This is a genomic window from Arthrobacter sp. 01T419 (assembly GCF_056398865.1).
The window spans coordinates 97,176-116,000 of record NZ_JBFTQF010000010.1 but is presented as its reverse complement, the minus strand read 5'-3'; the positions used below and the strand labels follow the sequence as shown (position 1 = coordinate 116,000).

The 18,825-nt window shown below is 62.5% G+C and carries 15 protein-coding genes and 2 tRNA genes; 5 read left to right on the top strand and 12 right to left on the bottom strand.

Annotation, left to right across the window (positions count from 1 at the left end):
• Window positions 1–262: 262 nt before the first annotated feature.
• Complete coding sequence (locus AC1DLO_RS15585; protein WP_476890662.1) at window positions 263–976, top strand: vitamin K epoxide reductase family protein; 714 nt, start codon at window positions 263–265, stop codon at window positions 974–976.
• Window positions 977–1,050: 74 nt separating this feature from the next.
• Here the strand turns inward: AC1DLO_RS15585 and ndk are convergent, their stop codons facing one another.
• The 4 genes from ndk to ileS are packed head-to-tail and all read right to left on the bottom strand — an operon-like array spanning window position 1,051 to window position 6,676.
• On the bottom strand, window positions 1,051–1,470 hold the full coding sequence (ndk, locus tag AC1DLO_RS15580) for a nucleoside-diphosphate kinase (RefSeq protein WP_184741677.1): 420 nt from the start codon (window positions 1,468–1,470) through the stop codon (window positions 1,051–1,053).
• 53 nt (window positions 1,471–1,523) lie between these two features.
• The gene (locus AC1DLO_RS15575) at window positions 1,524–1,976 is read right to left on the bottom strand and encodes a DUF4233 domain-containing protein (protein WP_476890661.1); all 453 of its coding nucleotides are present in this window, start codon (window positions 1,974–1,976) and stop codon (window positions 1,524–1,526) included.
• A gap of 2 nt (window positions 1,977–1,978) precedes the next feature.
• A complete protein-coding gene (locus tag AC1DLO_RS15570; protein ID WP_476890660.1) occupies window positions 1,979–3,340 on the bottom strand; it encodes a bifunctional folylpolyglutamate synthase/dihydrofolate synthase in 1,362 nt (453 codons plus the stop codon).
• A gap of 3 nt (window positions 3,341–3,343) precedes the next feature.
• Window positions 3,344–6,676, bottom strand: coding sequence for an isoleucine--tRNA ligase (ileS, locus tag AC1DLO_RS15565; RefSeq protein WP_476890659.1), 3,333 nt, complete (start codon window positions 6,674–6,676; stop codon window positions 3,344–3,346).
• Between the two features lie 352 nt (window positions 6,677–7,028).
• Here ileS and AC1DLO_RS15560 point away from each other — a divergent pair, with 352 nt between their 5' ends.
• Window positions 7,029–8,048 carry an endonuclease/exonuclease/phosphatase family protein gene (locus tag AC1DLO_RS15560; protein ID WP_476890658.1) on the top strand — a complete coding sequence of 340 codons (1,020 nt, stop codon included), beginning with the start codon at window positions 7,029–7,031 and terminating at the stop codon, window positions 8,046–8,048.
• On the opposite strand, the gene AC1DLO_RS15555 is transcribed toward AC1DLO_RS15560, so the two are convergent.
• Together AC1DLO_RS15555 and AC1DLO_RS15550 are read right to left on the bottom strand one after the other, a co-directional pair.
• Window positions 8,045–8,803, bottom strand: a complete 759-nt coding sequence (locus AC1DLO_RS15555; RefSeq protein WP_184741672.1) for an SDR family oxidoreductase — start codon at window positions 8,801–8,803, stop codon at window positions 8,045–8,047. The genes AC1DLO_RS15560 and AC1DLO_RS15555 overlap by 4 nt on opposite strands.
• A gap of 143 nt (window positions 8,804–8,946) precedes the next feature.
• On the bottom strand, window positions 8,947–9,324 hold the full coding sequence (locus AC1DLO_RS15550; RefSeq protein ID WP_476890657.1) for a DUF488 domain-containing protein: 378 nt from the start codon (window positions 9,322–9,324) through the stop codon (window positions 8,947–8,949).
• A gap of 51 nt (window positions 9,325–9,375) precedes the next feature.
• Between AC1DLO_RS15550 and valS the strand changes: the two genes are divergently transcribed.
• Together valS and AC1DLO_RS15540 are read left to right on the top strand one after the other, a co-directional pair.
• Window positions 9,376–11,997: a valine--tRNA ligase gene (valS, locus tag AC1DLO_RS15545; protein ID WP_476890656.1), complete on the top strand. Its 2,622-nt coding sequence runs from the start codon at window positions 9,376–9,378 to the stop codon at window positions 11,995–11,997.
• Between the two features lie 382 nt (window positions 11,998–12,379).
• The gene (locus AC1DLO_RS15540; RefSeq protein ID WP_476890655.1) at window positions 12,380–13,255 is read left to right on the top strand and encodes a DNA-formamidopyrimidine glycosylase family protein; all 876 of its coding nucleotides are present in this window, start codon (window positions 12,380–12,382) and stop codon (window positions 13,253–13,255) included.
• A 55-nt stretch (window positions 13,256–13,310) separates the two neighbouring features.
• Here AC1DLO_RS15540 and AC1DLO_RS15535 read toward each other — a convergent pair whose 3' ends face one another.
• The 6 genes from AC1DLO_RS15535 to AC1DLO_RS15510 form a co-directional block, all read right to left on the bottom strand.
• A complete protein-coding gene (locus tag AC1DLO_RS15535; RefSeq protein WP_476890675.1) occupies window positions 13,311–13,880 on the bottom strand; it encodes a mycothiol-dependent nitroreductase Rv2466c family protein in 570 nt (189 codons plus the stop codon).
• A 126-nt stretch (window positions 13,881–14,006) separates the two neighbouring features.
• Window positions 14,007–15,293 (bottom strand): ATP-dependent Clp protease ATP-binding subunit ClpX, encoded by a 1,287-nt coding sequence (gene clpX, locus AC1DLO_RS15530; RefSeq protein WP_184741668.1) that lies wholly within the window; start codon window positions 15,291–15,293, stop codon window positions 14,007–14,009.
• A 184-nt stretch (window positions 15,294–15,477) separates the two neighbouring features.
• Entirely contained in the window at window positions 15,478–16,137 is a 660-nt protein-coding gene (locus AC1DLO_RS15525) for an ATP-dependent Clp protease proteolytic subunit (RefSeq protein ID WP_018777832.1), read from the bottom strand.
• A gap of 36 nt (window positions 16,138–16,173) precedes the next feature.
• A complete protein-coding gene (locus tag AC1DLO_RS15520; RefSeq protein ID WP_184741695.1) occupies window positions 16,174–16,785 on the bottom strand; it encodes an ATP-dependent Clp protease proteolytic subunit in 612 nt (203 codons plus the stop codon).
• Between the two features lie 244 nt (window positions 16,786–17,029).
• On the bottom strand, window positions 17,030–18,400 hold the full coding sequence (gene tig / locus AC1DLO_RS15515) for a trigger factor (RefSeq protein ID WP_184741667.1): 1,371 nt from the start codon (window positions 18,398–18,400) through the stop codon (window positions 17,030–17,032).
• A gap of 68 nt (window positions 18,401–18,468) precedes the next feature.
• Window positions 18,469–18,543, bottom strand: a tRNA-Pro gene (locus tag AC1DLO_RS15510).
• A 144-nt stretch (window positions 18,544–18,687) separates the two neighbouring features.
• Here AC1DLO_RS15510 and AC1DLO_RS15505 point away from each other — a divergent pair.
• A tRNA-Gly gene (locus AC1DLO_RS15505) sits at window positions 18,688–18,761 on the top strand.
• Window positions 18,762–18,825 lie beyond the last annotated feature (64 nt).

The following is an 18,825-nucleotide window of genomic DNA, read 5'->3' as shown; positions in this document are numbered from 1 at the left end:
GGCCTACCGGAGATCAACGGATCCTGGGCATGCCCTGCACGTGGATGGCGGTCTTGCGAACAAGATACCGGACCGGATTCCGCATGTGGATCGGCTTCCGGCCATGTTCATTCTCTCACACGCCCGCGCCGCCGGCAGGAATCACCTCGCGAAAGCTTCCGCGCCGTGACCCGCTGGACGCCGCATTCAGCCACCGAGGCTAGAATCCTCCCAAGAGCATCCCCGGCCCAGGGCCGGGCATTCCAGATAAGGACCGCTAACCATGCCGAGCCCCGCCAGCCCGAACCTGGCCAATAACAATCCCCGCTCCGTCCGGCAGGAGAAAGCCCGGAAGGACGACACAGGAAAAATCCCCGATCGGGAAAACACCGTCGACGCGCCAATGCCGCGCATGGTCCGCGACCGGCCCTTTGCGTGGTTGCTGCTTGTCACCGGTGCCATAGCCTGGCTGGCATCCGGTGCACTCGTCCTCGAGAAACTGCAGGTCCTCATCGACCCGAACCATGCAACGGTCTGCGACGTCAATCCGTGGGTGTCCTGCGGCAGCGTCATGAAGACACCGCAGAGTTCGGTCTTCGGCTTCCCCAACATGTTCATCGGCATCGTGGCCTTTGCCGTGATCGTCACCACAGCCATGGCGATCTTTGCCGGGGCCAGGTTCGCCCGATGGTACTGGATCGGGCTTCAGACCGGCGTGACGCTGGGCTTCATCTTCATCGTGTGGCTATGGTCGCAGGCTTTGTATGTCATTCACGTGCTGTGCCCGTTCTGCATGGTGGTGTGGGCGTGCATGATCCCGCTTTTCGTGTTCGTGACCATCAGGAACGTGGTGCACGGAGTCATTCCGGCGCCCGCCCGTCTGGCAAAGATCCTGGGCGAATCCGGATGGATCATTTCCGCCCTGCTCTACGTTGCGGTGATCGCGAGCATCTTCTTTGCCTTCATCAACGTGTTCATTGGCACATCGGGTTACTGAGGTCTACAGCAGAAGGGGCCCATGTTCACGTGAACTCTTCACGTGAACATGGGCCCCTTCTGGCATTGGCGTGACTACGCGCCGAACCAGATCTTGATCTCACGCTCGGCGGAATCCACCGAGTCGGAACCGTGCACCAGATTCTGCTGCACAGCCAAGCCCCAGTCGCGGCCGAAGTCGCCACGAATAGTGCCGGGCGCCGCCGTCGTCGGGTCCGTTGTTCCGGCAAGGGAACGGAAGCCTTCGATCACGCGGTGGCCCTCGAAGATGGCAGCGACAACCGGGCCGCTGAGCATGAACTCGACCAGCGGCTCGTAGAACGGCTTGCCGAGGTGCTCTTCGTAGTGCTGCTCAAGCAGTTCACGGGTGGCGTTGACCTTCTTCAATTCGGCCAAGGAGTATCCCTTGGACTCGATGCGGGCGAGGATGCTGCCGCTCAAGTTGCGGGCGACGCCGTCGGGCTTGATCAGTACAAGGGTGCGCTCAATGCTCACGGTTGCTCCAATGTTGAGTGTGTGGGTTTCCCAGCCAGTTTACGGGGTTTGGCTCACACGGACTGACCCGTGGCGTCTTCCCCGTGCGAAGCGTTCCACTCGGCTTGCTCGCGATCGCGCTTGGCGTTGTCGCGGTCAATCCTCATTCCGGCGCGGATGCCGTACCACCAGCACGCCGCAAACAAGATCCCCACAACGAACATCGTGGGCTCGGCGAATCCAGTAAGGACAAGGACCAGCTGCAATGCCCAGCCAACTCCGACGCCCCACGGCTTGCTGAGGACAGCACAGGCCAGGACCAGAACCACGCTCAAAGTAATGCCAAAGGTCAGTATCAGCGCCGGCGAGACTTCGCCACGTTTCAGGCCGAAGACCGCCAAGGTGGCGAAGAACGCGACGAAAGCTTCCAGGAGCAGCACGGTCGAAGCGAACATTACCTTCGTGGAGCGGCGCTTCTTGGGCATCCCCGGGCGCCATTCACGCTGGGCTTTGGTGAGTTTGGCCATGGTCAGGAACCTGCCTTCCCGAGGAGCATGCGGGCTTCGGCCACGACGGTGATGGAACCCGTGACAAGTACACCGCCAGCCAGGTCATCGTTGGCTTCGGCACGTTCCACGGCCCACTCGATCGCGTCATCCAGCTTCTCGGCAATGTGGACGTTGTCCGCACCAAAGCCAAGGTCGACGGCGAGATCGGCCAGTTGTGCGGCCGGGATGGCCCGCGGCGAACTGGACTGCGTGAAGCAGAACTCCTCTGCCAGTCCGCCCAGTGATTCCTTGAGCTGTCGGAGGATTTCTTCCGCGTCCTTTTCCTTCAGGACCCCGAGGACCACTACCAGCTTGCTGAAGCTGAAGGCCTCTTCGATTGCCTCGGCTGAGACGCGGATGCCATCGGGGTTGTGGGCGGCATCCACGATGATCGTGGGAGCGGTACGCACCACCTCAAGACGGCCGGGCGACGTGACGTTACCGAAGGCCTCGCGCAGGAGGTCGCCGTCGAGCTCTTTTTCGCCTCCGCCGAAGAAGGCCTCCAGGGCAGCGACGGCGACTGCGGCGTTCTCGGCCTGATGGGCGCCGTGCAAGGGCAAAAGCAGGTCCTCATAGCGGCCGGCGAGGCCCTGGATGGTCAGCACTTGGCCACCGACGGCCACGCTGCGGGACTCGACCCCGAACTCGACACCTTCGAAACGGAACGGCACATCAACCTCGCGCGCCTTCTCCAAAAGCACCTGCGCGGCGTCCACGGGCTGGGCCGCGCTGACCAGGAAACCGCCAGGCTTGATGATTCCGGCCTTCTCGCGGGCGATGTCCTCGGTGGTGTCGCCGAGCAGATCGGTGTGGTCAAGCGAAATCGGCGTCACCACGGAAACCTGGCCGTCGCCAACGTTGGTGGCATCAGTGATGCCTCCGAGGCCCACTTCGATCACGGCGACATTGACGGGCTGGTCGGCGAAAATCGCAAAGCCCAGGATAGTCAGGCACTCGAAGTACGTAAGCCTGGGCTGGTCTTCGTCTTCGAGTTCCTTGTCCACGATCTCGAGGTAAGGCCGGATCTCGTCCCAGATCCGGACGAAGGTCTCATCCGACACGGGCTCGCCGTCGATACTGATGCGCTCGGTGACTTTCGCCAGGTGCGGGCTCGTGTATCGGCCGGTGCTCAAGCCGTGGGCTCGAAGCCCTGCCTCGATCATGCGGGCGGTCGATGTCTTGCCGTTCGTTCCCGTGATGTGGATGATCGGGAACGCCTTGTTGGGCTCCCCCAACACGTCCATCGCACGGTACAGGGGCGCGAGCCGCGGCTCCATCTTGTTTTCCGGGGCGCGGCCCAGGAGTTCGGCGTAGACGCTTTCTACGGAGAATTCATCGCTCATGTACTAGGCCTCGATCTTTGTAACGGTGATCTGCGGCTCGACGGCATCGCCGGAGACGACCGGGTCGAGCTTGAGGGACAGGGTTTCGGTCTTGACCAGGTCTTCATTGGCGCGGAGGGCGTCAACAACGTCGTGGACAGCCAGGACCGTGGTGTGGATGCGGTCGCTGACGTTGAGTCCGGCGTCCTTGCGGGCCTGCTGGATGGCACGGACCATGTCGCGCGCCAGGCCTTCGGCAGCAAGTTCCGGGGTGACCTCGGTGTTCAGGACCACGAAGCCACCGCCCGGAAGGACAGCGACGGCGGCGGACGAACCGTCTGCCGACTCCGCGACCACGGTCTCCAGGGTGTACTCCTGCGGTTCCAGTTCGAGGCCTCCCGCCGTGACCACTCCGGCATCGGAAACTGACCAGTCGCCGGACTTGGAACCCTTGATGGCCTGCTGGACGTTCTTACCCAGGCGCGGGCCCGCCGCGCGGGCGTTGACCACGAGTTTCTGCTCGATGCCGAATTCCTCCGGTGACGCCGTGGCGGCGTCCAGGAGCCGGACAGAACGCAGGTTCAGTTCATCCGCGACGACGGCGGCGAAGCCTTCCAGAGCGTCCGCACCGGGCGCCACCACCGTAAGCTCCTGCAAAGGCAGGCGAACGCGAAGGTTGGCGGCCTTGCGCAGGCTGGAACCCGCGGAGCAGATCTGCTGGACGCGGTCCATGGCCTCCACGAGACCCGGGTTTGCCGGGAACAGCGAGGCCTCGGGCCAATCAGCCAAGTGCACGGAGCGCCCGCCGGTCAGGCCGCGCCAGATCTCCTCGGAAACCAGGGGCAGCAGCGATGCAGAGACACGGCAAACGGCCTCAAGTGCCGTGTAGAGGGCGTCGAAAGCGTCGGCGTTCTCGTCGAAGAAGCGCTGCCGGCTACGGCGCACGTACCAGTTGGTGAGCATGTCCAGATAGCTGCGCAGTTCGTCGCAGGCGCCGGAAATGTCGTAGTCGTCCAGGCTGGAAGTGATGTTGCGGACGAGATCCCCGGTGTTAGCCAGCAGGTACTGGTCCAGGGTGTCCGCGTAGCCGTCATAGCGCAGTGTGGCGTCATAGCCCTGGCCACCGTTCGAGGCGTTCGTGTACAGCGTGAAGAAGCTGTACACGTTCCATAGCGGCAGGATGACCTGGCGGACGCCGTCGCGGATTCCCTGCTCGGTGACCACGAGGTTGCCGCCGCGAAGGATGGGGCTGGACATCAGGAACCAGCGCATGGCATCGGAGCCGTCACGGTCCAGGACCTCGGAGACGTCCGGGTAGTTGCGCAGGCTCTTGGACATCTTCTGTCCATCAGAGCCCAGGACGATGCCGTGGCTGATCACGTTGCGGAAGGCAGGGCGGTCAAACAACGCCGTGGACAGGATGTGCAGCATGTAGAACCAGCCGCGCGTCTGCCCGATGTACTCGACGATGAAGTCGGCAGGGTTGTGGGTGTCGAACCACTCCTCGTTCTGGAACGGGTAGTGCACCTGGCCGTACGGCATGGAACCGGAATCGAACCAGACGTCCAGGACGTCCTCGACACGGCGCATGGTGGACTGGCCCTCTTCAGGAGAGCGCGGATCGTCCGGGTTGGGCCGCGTCAATTCGTCGATGAACGGGCGGTGCAAGTCAACCTGTCCGTCGTTGTTCATCGGAAGGCGACCGAAATCGGCTTCCATCTCGGCGAGCGAGCCATAAACGTCGGTGCGGGGGTATTCGGGATCGTCCGACTGCCATACCGGGATGGGCGAGCCCCAGTAACGGTTGCGGCTGATGGACCAGTCGCGGGCGTTGGCCAACCATTTGCCGAACTGTCCGTCCTTGACGTTGCCCGGGATCCAGTTGATCTCCTGGTTCAGTTCGGACATCCGGTCCTTGAACTTGGTGACCTCCACGTACCAGGAGGACACGGCACGGTAGATCAAGGGGTTGCGGCAGCGCCAGCAGTGCGGATAGCTGTGCTCGTAGCTGGCCTGACGGACCAAACGGCCGCCGGAGCGGAGTGCCTGCGTGATCGGCTTGTTGGCGTCGAAGACCTGCAATCCGGAGATTTCGGCAAGGGGTCCGTGCGCGAACAGGTGGAGGAACTTGGCGCCTTCGTCAACGGAGAGCACCACGGGGATACCCGCATCTTCGCAGACTTTCTGGTCGTCTTCACCGTAGGCAGGGGCCTGGTGGACGATGCCCGTACCGTCCGTGGTGGTGACGTAGTCCGCCACGAGGAAGCGCCAACCGTTCTGCGTGCCGTACTTCTCGGTGTCGGAGAAGTAGTCCCAGAGCGGCTCGTACTCAAGGCCCGCCAACTGGGAGCCCGTATAGCTGGCCGTGACGGCAGCGGTGGCGGCAGCTACGTCGTCGTACCCGAGATCCTTGGCGTAGGTGCCAAGCAGATCGGCAGCCAGCAGGAAGCTGCCCGACACCGGAGCCTCCGCGGAAGCGGCCTTGATGCCGTTCGGACCGGCCGGAACCACCGCGTAAGAGATGTCAGGCCCGACGGCGAGCGCCAGGTTGGTGGGCAGCGTCCACGGGGTGGTGGTCCAGGCGAGCGCCTGCACGCCCTCAAGGGACTTGGAGAGCTCCGATTCCCCCGCCTTGATGGGGAAGGTTACGGTGACGGTCTGGTCCTGGCGGTTCTTGTAGACATCGTCGTCCATGCGCAGCTCATGGTTGGACAGCGGAGTCTCGTCTTTCCAGCAGTACGGGAGGACGCGGTACCCGTTGTAGGTGAGGCCCTTCTCGTGCAGCTGCTTGAAGGCCCAGAGGACAGACTCCATGTACTCGACATTGAGGGTCTTGTAGTCGTTATCGAAGTCCACCCAGCGGGCTTGGCGCGTGACGTAGCTCTTCCACTCGTCCGCGTACTTCATGACGGAGGCACGGCAGGCGTCGTTGAACTTGTCGATGCCCATGGCTTCGATCTGGGTCTTGTCCGTCATGCCCAGTTGCTTCATGGCTTCCAGCTCAGCGGGCAGGCCGTGCGTATCCCAGCCGAAGCGTCGCTCGACGCGCTTGCCGCGCTGGGTCTGGTAGCGGCCCACGAGGTCCTTGGCGTAGCCGGTCAGGAGGTGGCCGTAGTGGGGCAGGCCGTTGGCGAAGGGAGGACCGTCGTAGAAGACGAACTCGTTGCTGCCAGGGTGCCCGCCGGGAGCATCGGCGCTGCGCTGGTCGATGCTGGCTTGGAAGGTGCCGTCTTCATCCCAGTACTTGAGGATGCGCTCTTCGATCTCCGGGAACTTCACGGAGGCGGACACCCCCGTTGCGGTGCCGGACGGAGCTGTGCTGGACAGCGTTGCGGAGGCCTTGGGGTAATACGTCATCTCTTCATCCTGGGTTGAGCCGGTGAACACAAAGTTTCATTCAGGATGCGAGGACGGYGCCAGCCCGTTGTTTCCAACAGTGCCGGTACCGCGGTACCACCTCACTTACCGCCGCTGGCGCGGCCCCTTTGAAGAGGAGCTGTTTCGGCGTCGGCCGCTCATTGCTGCTGTGACGGGCTTACCCGTCCGGTTCTACTGACCCACATGGTGCCGGGGGTGTTCTTCCGGAAGCTCACCGGTGATTGCCGGGTCGAAGCTTGTGCCACAAGTCTAGCGGCAGCGGCGCCGCGAGCTCTACTTGAACTCGCCCCGCGCATGCGGCGGTTGTCCACACCCGCTTAGACTCGGGCACATGACTGTCCCTGATCACCCCCAAGCTGCCTCGCGGTCTGGTCGACGGCAGGCCTTGGCGGTTCTGGCGGGCGTGGCGGCGCTGCCCGTGGCTGTGCTGTCGGTGTTTCGCGCAGTGCCGCTCGAATGGCCGTTGCCGATAGTCCAGGTGCTGTCTTTCACACCGTGGCTCGTGATCCCGGCCGTGCTTGCGGCTTTGCTTGGCCTGATCTGTCGGCGCCCCTGGATGGTTGCGACGACGGCGTCCCTCCTGGCCGTGCAGCTGTTCTGGCTGTTTCCGCTCGACGGCGGTCGCTATACACCCAGCGCCGGTGTCCGGCTGCTGGAACTGAAAGCCATGAACATCAATTCGGAGTTTGGCGGGGCGGATCCTGACGAAATCGTGCGCTTAGTCAAAGAGAACGGAATCTCGCTGTTGAGCGTCCAAGAACATTCACAGGGACTCCAAGACGGACTCGCGGCCGCAGGATTGGCTGAGCTGTTACCCAACAGGATCAGCGATCCCACGGACGATGCGGCCGGCAGCGCCATATACTCCTCGCATCCCTTGCAGTCGCTGGGGATGGTGCCCGATTCGCCCTTCCAGATACCCACGGTCCGGGTAACCATCACATCCGGTGACGCCACGGCTGTGCTGGACGTGACCAATGTCCACGCGCTGCCGCCGGTGGACATCCGCATCGCCCAGTGGCGACGTGATCTCGCCGCGGTGGGGCGTCTGGCTGCCCGGCCGGGCAATCAGTTGCTCATCGGCGACTTCAACGCCACGTACGATCACATGGAGTTCCGGCGACTTGTGGACGGAGGCCCCAACGGTCAAAAGCTGGTGGACGTCGGTATTGCTTCCGGGGGTCGCTTCGTGCCCACCTGGCCTATGAAGGGGAGCAAGCTACCAGGGATCGTGCTCGACCATATGGTCACCACCGCGCGGATCAGCAGCAGCGCATACGCTGTTCACCGCGTCCCCAAAACAGACCACGCGGCCATCCTCGCAACCTTGGGGATCCCGGCAGCAACCTAGCCCTTGCGGATCAACTTGTGGGTAGCAGCCTGCGCCACAGGGCGGACGATGATCTCGTCCAGGTTGATGTGGTGCGGCACTGAGACCGCGTATTTGACAACGTCGGCGACGTCCTCAGGCGTGAGCGGCTTCTCGACTCCGGCGTACACTTTGGCCGCCGCAGTAGCATCCCCGAGGCGGTTGAGTGCAAATTCCTCCGTACGGACGAGACCGGGTGCCACCTCGATCACGCGGATGTTGTTCTCGGCTTCCTCAAGGCGCAGGGCACCGGTCATTGCGTGCTGGGCAAACTTGGCCGCGTTGTAGCCGCCGCCACCTTCGTAGGCGGTGAAGCCGGCGGTCGACGTCAGGTTCAGAACGGTGCCCTCGCCGTTGGCCCGCAGCATCGGAAGAAACGCGCGGGTCAGCTTCAGGGTACCGAGCACGTTGACTTGGTACATCCAGTCCCAGTCTTCGCTCTGCGCATTGGCCACGGTATCCGCGCCCCGTGCGCCGCCTGCAATGTTGATGAGGGTGTCAGCGCCCCCTGCTTCGCTGACGGCAGAGAGCAAGGCGGCGACGTCGTCGTCCTTGGTGATATCCGCTGCGAAAGGCACAGCGCCGGTCTCGGTGCCGAGCGCTTCGAGCCGTTCCGCACGGCGGGCGACGGCGAACACCCTCCATCCGTCTGCAGCGAGGGCCCGCACCGTGGCTTCGCCGATTCCCGTGCTGGCGCCGGTCACTACTGCAGTCTTCGTCTGTGCTTCCTCAGTCATGGCACCACCCTAACGTGGTTCGCCGGGAGAAATCGCGCGGCCAAGCCAGCCGGAAGCCTGCGCGGGTTCTCGGTGCCGCCGCGCAACTTTTGTCTCGGGTAACACCCGGTCGTAGGCCCGCGAAAAGCGCGGATGCTTCGGCGTTATTTATCAGCCGACCCGGCGCCCAGCAAGAATTCCAGCAACACGCGGGCATGGTTGATCTCTGGGTCCCTGGCTCCGTAAAGGAGCGTCACACGCTTCTTGCCTGCCGCCAACTCCAGCAACTGCTCCACGGCGGGGTTCCGTTCCAGCTCGGCTTGGTACGAGCGGCGGAAGTCCTCGAATCGCTCCCGCATATGGGCAAACTCGGTGCGCAGCGGAGGCGAGGGCGCGATCTCCTTCAGCCAGAGATCCAAACTGGCGCGTTCCTTGGATACCCCTCGCGGCCAGAGCCGGTCCACCAGAATCCGGTAGCCGTCGTCGTCGGCTGCCTCGTCATAGATGCGCTTGATCACCAAAACGTCCCTGAGATCCGCCATGGAGTGCATGCTAGTGCAAGAACCTGTGCAAGAAGATGAAACAATTGGCCCATGGCTGAATCAACGCAGGGTACAGACACGCCCGCCACCGCCCCCATCAACGTTCCCGACAAGCCGGCCCTTGAAGGCCTCGAGGCTGCCCTGACGCAGCGCTGGCTGGATGAAGGAACCTACAAGTTCAACCCGGACACCACCCGGGAGCAGGTCTACTCGATCGACACTCCCCCGCCTACCGCCTCGGGTTCGCTCCACGTGGGCCACATGTTCTCGTTCACGCAGACGGACGTCCAGGCCCGCTACATGCGCATGACCGGCAAGAACGTGTTCTACCCGATGGGCTGGGACGACAACGGCCTGCCTACCGAGCGCCGCGTCCAGAACTACTACGGTGTCCGCTGCGATCCCGCCATTCCGTACAACGCCGGCTACCGGCCGCCGGCGGAACCTGCGAAGAACCAGCGGGACTTCGACGTCGTCTCCCGCCAAAACTTCATCGAACTCTGCGAGGAACTCGCCGTGGAGGACGAGAAGGTCTTCGAGAACCTGTTCCAGACCCTCGGCCTCTCCGTTGACTGGGACCTCACGTACCGCACTATCGATGACACTTCCCGTGCGGTGTCCCAGCGCGCCTTCCTCGCGAACCTGAACGCCGGCGACGCCTACATGGCCGAGGCTCCCACGCTGTGGGACGTGACGTTCCGTACCGCCGTCGCGCAGGCCGAACTGGAGGACCGCGAGGTTGCCGGTGCGTACTACCGCTACCCCTTCTTCACTGCCGACGGCGAGAAGATCTTCATCGAGACAACGCGCCCGGAGCTGCTCGCTGCGTGCGCGGCCTTGGTGGCAAACCCCGACGACGAGCGCTACCAGCCGCTGTTCGGCAAGACAGTGACGTCTCCCCTGTTCGACGTCGAGCTTGAGGTCAAGGCCCACCCGCTCGCCAAGGCGGACAAGGGCTCCGGCATCGCCATGGTCTGTACTTTCGGCGACTTGACTGACGTCACCTGGTGGCGCGAGCTGCAGCTGCCCACGCGCGCCATCATGGGCCGCGACGGCCGCATCATCGCCGAGACACCTGAATGGATCACCACCGACGCCGGCAAGGAAGCCTACGCCGCGATTGCCGGCAAGACGGCGTTCTCGGCCAAGGAAGCCGTGGTTGAGCTTCTCGCTGCCGCCGATCTGCTGGATGGCGAGCCAAAGAAGATTACCCACCCGGTGAACTTCTTCGAGAAGGGCGACAAGCCCCTTGAAGTCGTCACGTCGCGCCAGTGGTACATCCGCAATGGCGGGCGGGACGAGGACCGCCGCGAACGATTGATCGCACGCGGACACGAAATCGAGTTCCACCCATCCTTCATGCGCTCGCGTTACGAGAACTGGATCTCCGGCCTGAACGGTGACTGGCTCGTTTCTCGCCAGCGCTTCTTCGGCGTGCCGATCCCCGTCTGGTACCCGCTTGATGCCCAAGGCAACCCGGACTACGAGAACCCGATTCTCCCATCCGACGAGTCCTTGCCCGTGGACCCCGCAGCGGACGCGGCCCCTGGCTTCGACGAATCCCAGCGCGAGCAGCCCAACGGCTTCATTGGAGACGCCGACGTCCTGGACACCTGGGCGACGTCTTCGCTGACCCCGCAGATCGTGGGCGGCTGGAGCCGTGACGAGGCACTGTTCGGCAAGGTCTACCCCTTCGACCTCCGTCCGCAGGGCCACGACATCATCCGCACCTGGCTCTTCTCCTCCGCTGTCCGGGCAGACGCCCTCCAGAACAGCGCGCCGTGGAAGCACGCAGCCATCTCGGGCTGGATCCTGGACCCGGACCGCAAGAAAATGTCCAAGTCCAAGGGCAACGTGGTTGTTCCCACCGACGTCCTTAACGAATTCGGCTCCGACGCCGTCCGTTACTGGGCCGCGTCCGCCAAGCTCGGTGCTGATACCGCCTACGAGATCGCCCAGATGAAGATCGGGCGCCGCCTGGCCATCAAGCTGCTCAACGCCTCCAAGTTCGTGTTGAACCTGGGCGCGACGGAGAACTCCGTTGTCGGCGCGGACCTTTCCGTCCTGAGCAACCCCCTGGACCGTGCACTGCTCGCCCAGTTGGCCGACGTCGTGGCCCAGTCCACCAAGGCGTTCGACAACTACGACTACGCCCGTGCCCTGCAGATCACGGAATCGTTCTTCTGGCAGTTCACGGACGACTACGTGGAGCTCATCAAAGACCGCGCCTACGGTGCTGCCGGCGAGACCGAGCAGGCATCCGTCCTTGCTGCCCTTGCCACCACGCTGGATTCGTTGTTGCGCCTGTTCGCGCCGTTCCTGCCCTTCGCCACCGAAGAGGTCTGGAGCTGGTGGCGCACGGGTTCAGTTCACCGCGCGGCGTGGCCTGCAGCCGTGGAAATCGTCGACGGCGACACCACCATGCTGGGCACCGTCGGCATCGCGCTGAGCGGCATCCGCAAGGCGAAGTCCGAGGCAAAGGTCAAGCAGCGCACCGAAGTTCTCTCCGCAACCATCACGGCTACCGAGTCGTTTGTTGCCCAGCTGGAAGCTGGACTGGGAGACCTGAAGGCCGCCGCCAACGCACAGGAGATTTCACTGGTGGCCGCTGACGGCGAACTCACGGTGAGTGACGTGGTCCTGGCACCCGCCGAAGAGCCCGCGCAGGCCTAATTTCGAATGACCGGGAGTTTCCGGGCAAACCCGGGAGTTTCCGGGCAAAGGGGAAGCCCCATCAGCGTTTAGCCGTTGGTGGGGCTTCGACTTTTCGGCTGTCCGGTGACGTCTTGACAGTCTGGCGGAATCCTCAGACTTTCAGGTCTTCCTACCTCGTCACTGGTAGCTTGTATCCAACTTTGCCGAAGGCTGCGTCAGATACATATCACTGAATCTTTGGTTTCCGTGTCCCACTTCTTTCGAAGTGGGTAAGTTCTATTCTTGACCCGCTCCCCGGTCAGCACAACCCCTCTTCAGGAACTACTGGCATGTAATTCAGGGCCTCCGTGACTGGCCTGCGGGGTTCTGGCGGCTGGGTGCTTTGTGGCACAGTGTTGCTATGCCAGAACTTCCCGAAGTGGCCGGGCTAGCCGCCTTCTTGGGCAGGAATCTTCTCGGTGCCGAACTGACGAAGATCCAGATCACCTCGTTTGCAGTGCTCAAGACCGCCGATCCACCGTATTCGTCCCTGGAGGGTCGCAAAATCCTCCGGGTGGAGCGCTTCGGCAAGTTCGTCAGCCTCGACCTCGGGGGGATCCATTTCATTTTCCACCTCGCCAAGGCCGGGTGGCTACGGTACACCGAGCAGCCGTCGCAGACCCAGCTACGGATGGGCGGCAGCAATATTGCCGCCAGGCTCAGCTTCTCCAAGAGCGATGGCTCAACACACCTCGGCGTGGATTTGACGGAGGCGGGCACGAAGAAAAGCCTGGCCGTATACGTGGTGCGAAGCCCCATGGACGTTCCGGGCATCGCAACGCTGGGTCCGGACCCGCTAAGCCCGGAATTCACTGTGGAAACTTTGACCGGGATCCTGGCCACAAGCTCACACCAGATCAAGGGACTGCTCAGGAGCCAGAGCGTCATCGCTGGCATCGGCAACGCCTATAGCGACGAGATCCTCCACGCCGCCAGAATTTCACCGTTCGCGATCGCCAAGTCGCTGGACAGGAATACCACGCAGGTCCTTTATGAGGCCATCGAAACTGTCCTGGGCGCGGCTGTTGCCGCCGCAACCGGGAAAGCCTCCAACGAACTCAAGGACGCGAAGCGGAGCACCATGAGGGTGCACGGCAGGGCCGGGCAGTCATGCCCGGCGTGCGGGTCCACGATCCGCGAAGTGTCCTTTGCCGACACCGCTTTGCAGTATTGCCCGGGCTGCCAGACAAACGGAAAGATCCTGGCGGACCGCAGAACGTCGCGCTTCCTGAAATAGCCGTGCCAGCGGTCGCGTCAAGCGCCAGCAGCTCAACCACGAGCCCGAATCGGGCCTAGTTGAATTCGGGGCTTTCGGTCCGGCTGCGCTTCAGCTCGAAGAAGTGCGGGTAGCCGGCCAACGTGACCGTGGCGTCCCAGATACGGCCAGCTTCTTCTCCACGGGGAATGCGGGTCAGGACCGGGCCGAAGAACGCAGTGCCGTTGACCGCGACCACCGGAGTCCCCACGTCCTGGCCCACCAAGGAGATGCCGGATTCGTGGCTGGCACGCAGCTGGACATCGTATTCTTCAGAATCGGCAAAGCGGGCCAACTCGGCGGGCAGGCCGGTTTCAGCCAGTGCCTTGGAGATGACCTCGGCGAAATCCTTGATGCCTTCATGGTGGATGAGGGAACCCATCGCGTCGTACAGCGGCTTGATGCACTCGGTTCCGTGCAGCTCGCGGGCGGCAATGATGACACGCACAGGTCCCCAGCCAAGCTCCATCTTCTCGGCGTACTCGGCCGGCAGTTCGCGGCCCTCGTTGAGAACAGACAGGCTCATGACGTTCCAATTGGTCTCGATGCCACGCACGTCTTCCACTTCGCCAATCCAGCGCGATGTCACCCAGGCAAAAGGGCACATGGGGTCGAACCAGAAATCAACCTTGTTTGCGGTCTGCTCGGGCACAGGGAACTCCTCGGATAGGACGTACGGGGGCGCGGCTAGCCGGAAGAATGTGCGTCCGGCACCGACTATGCCAACCTTGGGCTAGGCCGACTTATTCCGCCGCTTCGCCACGACCTCGTGCGCGATCATGGTGGGCTGGCCCTTCTTGTTCACGGCGTCGGCAGTGATGACGACGCTGGCGATGTCGTCCCTGCTGGGCAGGTCGAACATGACCGGCAGCAGCACTTCCTCCATGATTGCACGCAGTCCGCGCGCTCCGGTGCCACGTTCAAGGGCTTGGTCCGCAATCGAGTCAAGGGCGTCGTCGTCGAACAAAAGCTCGACGCCGTCCAGCTGGAACATCTTCTGGTACTGCTTGATCAAGGCGTTCTTGGGCTTGGAGAGAATCTGGATGAGCGCGGAACGGTCAAGGTTGGACACGGTGGTGATCACCGGCAGGCGTCCAATGAATTCAGGAATAAGCCCGAACTTGAGCAGGTCCTCCGGCATCACCTCGCCGTAGCTGTCTGCGTTGTCCTTGACCTCGTTGAGCGGGGCCCCGAAACCAATGCCCTTGCGACCGGACCGCGATCCGATGATGTCCTCAAGTCCGGCAAAGGCACCGGCCACAATGAACAGCACATTGGTGGTGTCGATCTGGATGAATTCCTGATGCGGGTGTTTACGACCACCCTGCGGCGGAACCGAGGCCACCGTGCCTTCGAGGATCTTCAGGAGTGCCTGCTGCACACCTTCGCCGGAGACGTCGCGGGTGATGGACGGGTTCTCACTCTTGCGCGAGATCTTGTCGATCTCGTCGATGTAGATGATGCCTTGCTCGGCCTTTTTGACGTCGTAGTCAGCGGCTTGGATGAGCTTCAGCAGGATGTTTTCGACGTCCTCGCCCACGTATCCGGCCTCCGTAAGCGCGGTGGCGTCCGCGACGGCGAAGGGGACGTTCAAGCGGCGGGCCAGGGTTTGTGCGAGATAGGTCTTGCCGCAACCGGTAGGGCCAATCAACAGGATATTGGACTTGGCGATCTCCACGTCCTCGTGGTGTCCGCCTTCGCCAAGGCCGGTCTTTGGTGCGTGACCTGCCTGGATGCGCTTGTAGTGGTTGTAGACCGCGACGGCGAGGGAGCGTTTCGCCGGCTCCTGGCCAATGACGTACTCCTGGAGGAAATCGAAGATTTCCCGCGGCTTGGGCAACTCGAAGCTGCCCAGATCCGACACTTCAGCGAGTTCTTCTTCGATGATCTCGTTGCAGAGTTCGATGCACTCGTCGCAGATGTACACGCCGGGCCCGGCAATCAGCTTCCGAACCTGCTTCTGGCTCTTTCCGCAGAAAGAACACTTCAGCAGATCCGTGCTCTCGCCAATCCGAGCCATGTGGGAATCCCTTCGTTTCATGCGGGTGGTGCAGCCCCGTACCTATCCGCCAATTTCGCGAGATCGCAGCGGGGGCGCCACCATGACAACTTCCACTGTAGGACACAATGGGCTGCTTGGGTTGAAACAGAACGCCGATGCGGTCCATATTTCCTGAACCGCACCGGCGTCGAGTTTTGGCCAGTTACCTGGCGATCGCCTGGGGCTTGATCTTGCGGGAATCGAGCACCTGGTCGATCAATCCGTAGTTCATCGCTTCAGCGGCGGTGAGGATCTTGTCGCGTTCGATGTCATTGTTGACCTGCTCAGAGGTACGGCCGGAGTGGTGGGCCAGCGTGTCCTCAAGCCAGGTGCGCATGCGCATGACTTCGGCCGCCTGGATCTCGAGGTCCGAGGCTTGTCCGCCCTGGCCGCCGGACAGCGCCGGCTGGTGGATCAGGACGCGGGCGTTCGGCAGTGCGAGCCGTTTGCCGGGAGTACCGGCAGCGAGCAGCACGGCTGCGGCGCTGGCCGCCTGGCCCAGGCAAACAGTCTGGATCTCGGGACGGATGTACTGCATGGTGTCGTAGATGGCAGTCATGGCTGTGAACGAGCCACCTGGGGAGTTGATGTACAGGGTGATGTCCCGATCCGGATCCGTAGACTCGAGCACCAACAGCTGGGCCATGATGTCGTCGGCGGAAGCGTCGTCAACCTGCACGCCGAGGAAGATGATGCGGTCCTCGAACAGCTTCGTGTACGGGTCCTGGCGCTTGAAGCCGTAAGGGGTGCGCTCCTCGAACTGCGGGAGGACATAGCGGCTGGACGGGAGATTACCGGCAGACCATCCAAAGTTGTAATTCATGTTCATTGCTCCTGATCTGAATGTTTCTTGTGCCGGTTACTTCTCGGAATTCGAGGAGTTGGCCGTTCCGCCCCCGCCAGCGACCGATCCAGCGTGGGCTGAGATCTTGTCGAAGAAGCCGTATGCAAGGGCCTCAGTGGCGGTGAACCACTTGTCCCGGTCGTTGTCCTTGAGGATGGTCTCGACGGTCTGCCCGGTCTGTTCAGCGGTCAGCTCGGCCATGACCTTCTTCATGTGAAGGATCAGCTCGGCCTGGATCTTGATGTCCGACGCCGTGCCACCGATGCCGCCGGAAGGCTGGTGCATGAGGATGCGGGCGTTGGGCGTGGCGTAACGCTTGCCCTTGGTGCCCGAGGAAAGAAGGAACTGTCCCATGGAGGCCGCGAGTCCGGTGGCGACCGTCACGACGTCGTTCGGAATGAACTGCATGGTGTCGTAAATGGCCATGCCGGCAGTCACGGAACCACCAGGAGAGTTGATGTACAGGTAGATGTCCTTCTCCGGGTCTTCAGCCGAGAGGAGGAGGAGCTGGGAGCAGATCGCGTTGGCGTTCTCGTCACGGACTTCAGATCCGAGCCAGATGATGCGCTCTTTCAGCAGGCGGTTGTAGATGTAGTTGTCCTGGGCCGCGGGATCGACGGTGGCCATCCTGGGTGCCTCTGCGTGCTGTGACATAAGTACTTACCTCTCGCTGGTGACAGGGCCATTGCTGAACTTGCCATCCCTGATCTTCACTACTTGGACACTAACCGTTTTCGATGGCGTTTTGTTCTCCCAAATCGCGCTGTTCGCTGACGGCGCACGATTGCGGAGCGTCCGGCTTTTCGGCGCTGGGGCGGCTTAAACCAAGCCGCCCCCGGATCGAAGGATCCGGGGGCGGCAAGAGGTAAAACTAGAACTTCACTGCGGCAGGGTCATCGCTCGGAACGACGGCTGCTTCTTCGGCCTCTTCGACGCTGACGGTCTCTTCACCGGCGGGGCGCACGAAGTCGCTGAGGTCAACCTTGTTGCCTTCGGAGTCGACAACCTCGGCCTGACCCAGCACAACTGCGAGGGCCTTGCGGCGGCGGACCTCGGAAACCATCATGGGAACCTGGCCGCTCTGATCGATGATCTGGGCGAATTGGTTCGGGTCCATGCCGTACTGGCTTGCCGTGGAGACGATGTAATCGATCAGTTCGTTCTGGCTGACGTTCACTTCTTCCTTGTCGGCAATAGCGTCAAGGATGATCTCGTTCTGGAAAGCGCGGGCGGTGTTGGCCTTGACCTCGGCGCGGTGTTCCTCGGTGTCGTGCTCGCCTTCACCGTGGGCGTTCTCCGGGTTGAAGTGCGCTTCGAGCTGCTCTTCGACCACGGAGTCCGGGACCGGGACCTCGATGAGCTCGACCAGCTTGTCCAGGACCTTGTCGCGGGCTTCGACGCCCTGGCCGACCACCTTGGACTCAGCAGCCTGCTTGGCAAGGTCTTCACGCAGTTCAGCGAGAGTGTCGAACTCGGATGCCAACTGGGCGAAGTCGTCGTTTGCGTCAGGAAGCTCGCGCTCCTTGACGGTCTTGACAACAACCTTGACCTGGGCGGCCTCGCCGGCGTGCTCGCCGCCAACAAGCGTGGTGTCGAAGATTGCTTCTTCATCGGCAGACAGGCCGGTGACGGCTTCGTCCAGGCCTTCGAGCATGGTGCCGGCGCCAACCTGGTAGGACAGCCCGGTAGCGGAGTCAATCTCTGCGCCGTCGATCGTGGCGGTGATGTCGATGGTCAGGAAGTCACCATCGGCAGCAGGGCGGTCAACCGACTTCAGGGTGCCGAAGCGGCCACGGAGTTCATCCAGGGCCTTGTCGACGTCCTCGTCGGAGGACTCTGCGGCAGCAACCTCGATCTTGATGCCGGCGTAGTCGGGCAGTTCAACCTCGGGGCGGACATCGATCTCAACCTGGAACTTCAGCTCACCGTCGGTTGCGGACGGGTCCGGAACCTCGGTGATCTCAACCTCGGGACGGCTCAGGGGGCGGAGGCCAGTTTCCTGGACGGCAGCCTGGTACCAGCCATTGAGGCCATCGTTGATGGCGGTTTCCAAGACGTAGCCACGGCCGACGCGCTGGTCGACCAGCTTGGAGGGAACCTTGCCCTTGCGGAACCCGGGAACCTGGATCTGCGAAGCAACGGTCTTGTAAGCGGCATCGATGCTCGGCTTCAGTTCCTCAAAGGGAACCTCAACGTTGAGCTTGACCCGCGTGGCGGTGAGGTTCTCGACAGCGCTCTTCACAGTCTAAGTACTCCTGGTTTTGTGGGATGGGGTTCTGCCGCGTCCCGGATCGGGACAGGCACACAGAGTCGGGGTGACAGGATTTGAACCTGCGACTTCCTGCTCCCAAAGCAGGCGCTCTAGCCAAGCTGAGCTACACCCCGTGAATGCACAGGACAGTCTACGGGCATAGCGCCGAAGAATGCACATTTGACACTTGGCCCCTGAATTAGGTTTAGTTATATCCGGCTTCAACAGCCGCCGGAAAGATGCGCGGAACACCTCCAAGGGTGCATGCAGTCTCGCCCGGGGACGTAGCTTAATGGTAAAGCCTCAGTCTTCCAAACTGATTACGCGGGTTCGATTCCCGTCGTCCCCTCCACAGAACGAAGGGCCCCTCAATCGAGGGGCCCTTCGTGTTTCCGCAGGTTTGCAACCGCCAAGGG

Bases quoted from the DNA above. Each gene is read 5' to 3' on its own strand.
- AC1DLO_RS15525 (WP_018777832.1), bottom strand. From the start codon at position 16,137: ATGAATTACAACTTTGGATGGTCTGCCGGTAATCTCCCGTCCAGCCGC.
- AC1DLO_RS15520 (WP_184741695.1), bottom strand. From the start codon at position 16,785: ATGGCCACCGTCGATCCCGCGGCCCAGGACAACTACATCTACAACCGC.
- AC1DLO_RS15555 (WP_184741672.1), bottom strand. From the start codon at position 8,803: ATGACTGAGGAAGCACAGACGAAGACTGCAGTAGTGACCGGCGCCAGC.
- clpX (WP_184741668.1), bottom strand. From the start codon at position 15,293: ATGGCTCGGATTGGCGAGAGCACGGATCTGCTGAAGTGTTCTTTCTGC.
- AC1DLO_RS15585 (WP_476890662.1), top strand. From the start codon at position 263: ATGCCGAGCCCCGCCAGCCCGAACCTGGCCAATAACAATCCCCGCTCC.
- AC1DLO_RS15540 (WP_476890655.1), top strand. From the start codon at position 12,380: ATGCCAGAACTTCCCGAAGTGGCCGGGCTAGCCGCCTTCTTGGGCAGG.
- AC1DLO_RS15535 (WP_476890675.1), bottom strand. From the start codon at position 13,880: ATGTGCCCTTTTGCCTGGGTGACATCGCGCTGGATTGGCGAAGTGGAA.
- AC1DLO_RS15550 (WP_476890657.1), bottom strand. From the start codon at position 9,324: ATGGCGGATCTCAGGGACGTTTTGGTGATCAAGCGCATCTATGACGAG.
- valS (WP_476890656.1), top strand. From the start codon at position 9,376: ATGGCTGAATCAACGCAGGGTACAGACACGCCCGCCACCGCCCCCATC.
- AC1DLO_RS15575 (WP_476890661.1), bottom strand. From the start codon at position 1,976: ATGGCCAAACTCACCAAAGCCCAGCGTGAATGGCGCCCGGGGATGCCC.
- AC1DLO_RS15560 (WP_476890658.1), top strand. From the start codon at position 7,029: ATGACTGTCCCTGATCACCCCCAAGCTGCCTCGCGGTCTGGTCGACGG.
- ileS (WP_476890659.1), bottom strand. From the start codon at position 6,676: ATGACGTATTACCCCAAGGCCTCCGCAACGCTGTCCAGCACAGCTCCG.
- AC1DLO_RS15570 (WP_476890660.1), bottom strand. From the start codon at position 3,340: ATGAGCGATGAATTCTCCGTAGAAAGCGTCTACGCCGAACTCCTGGGC.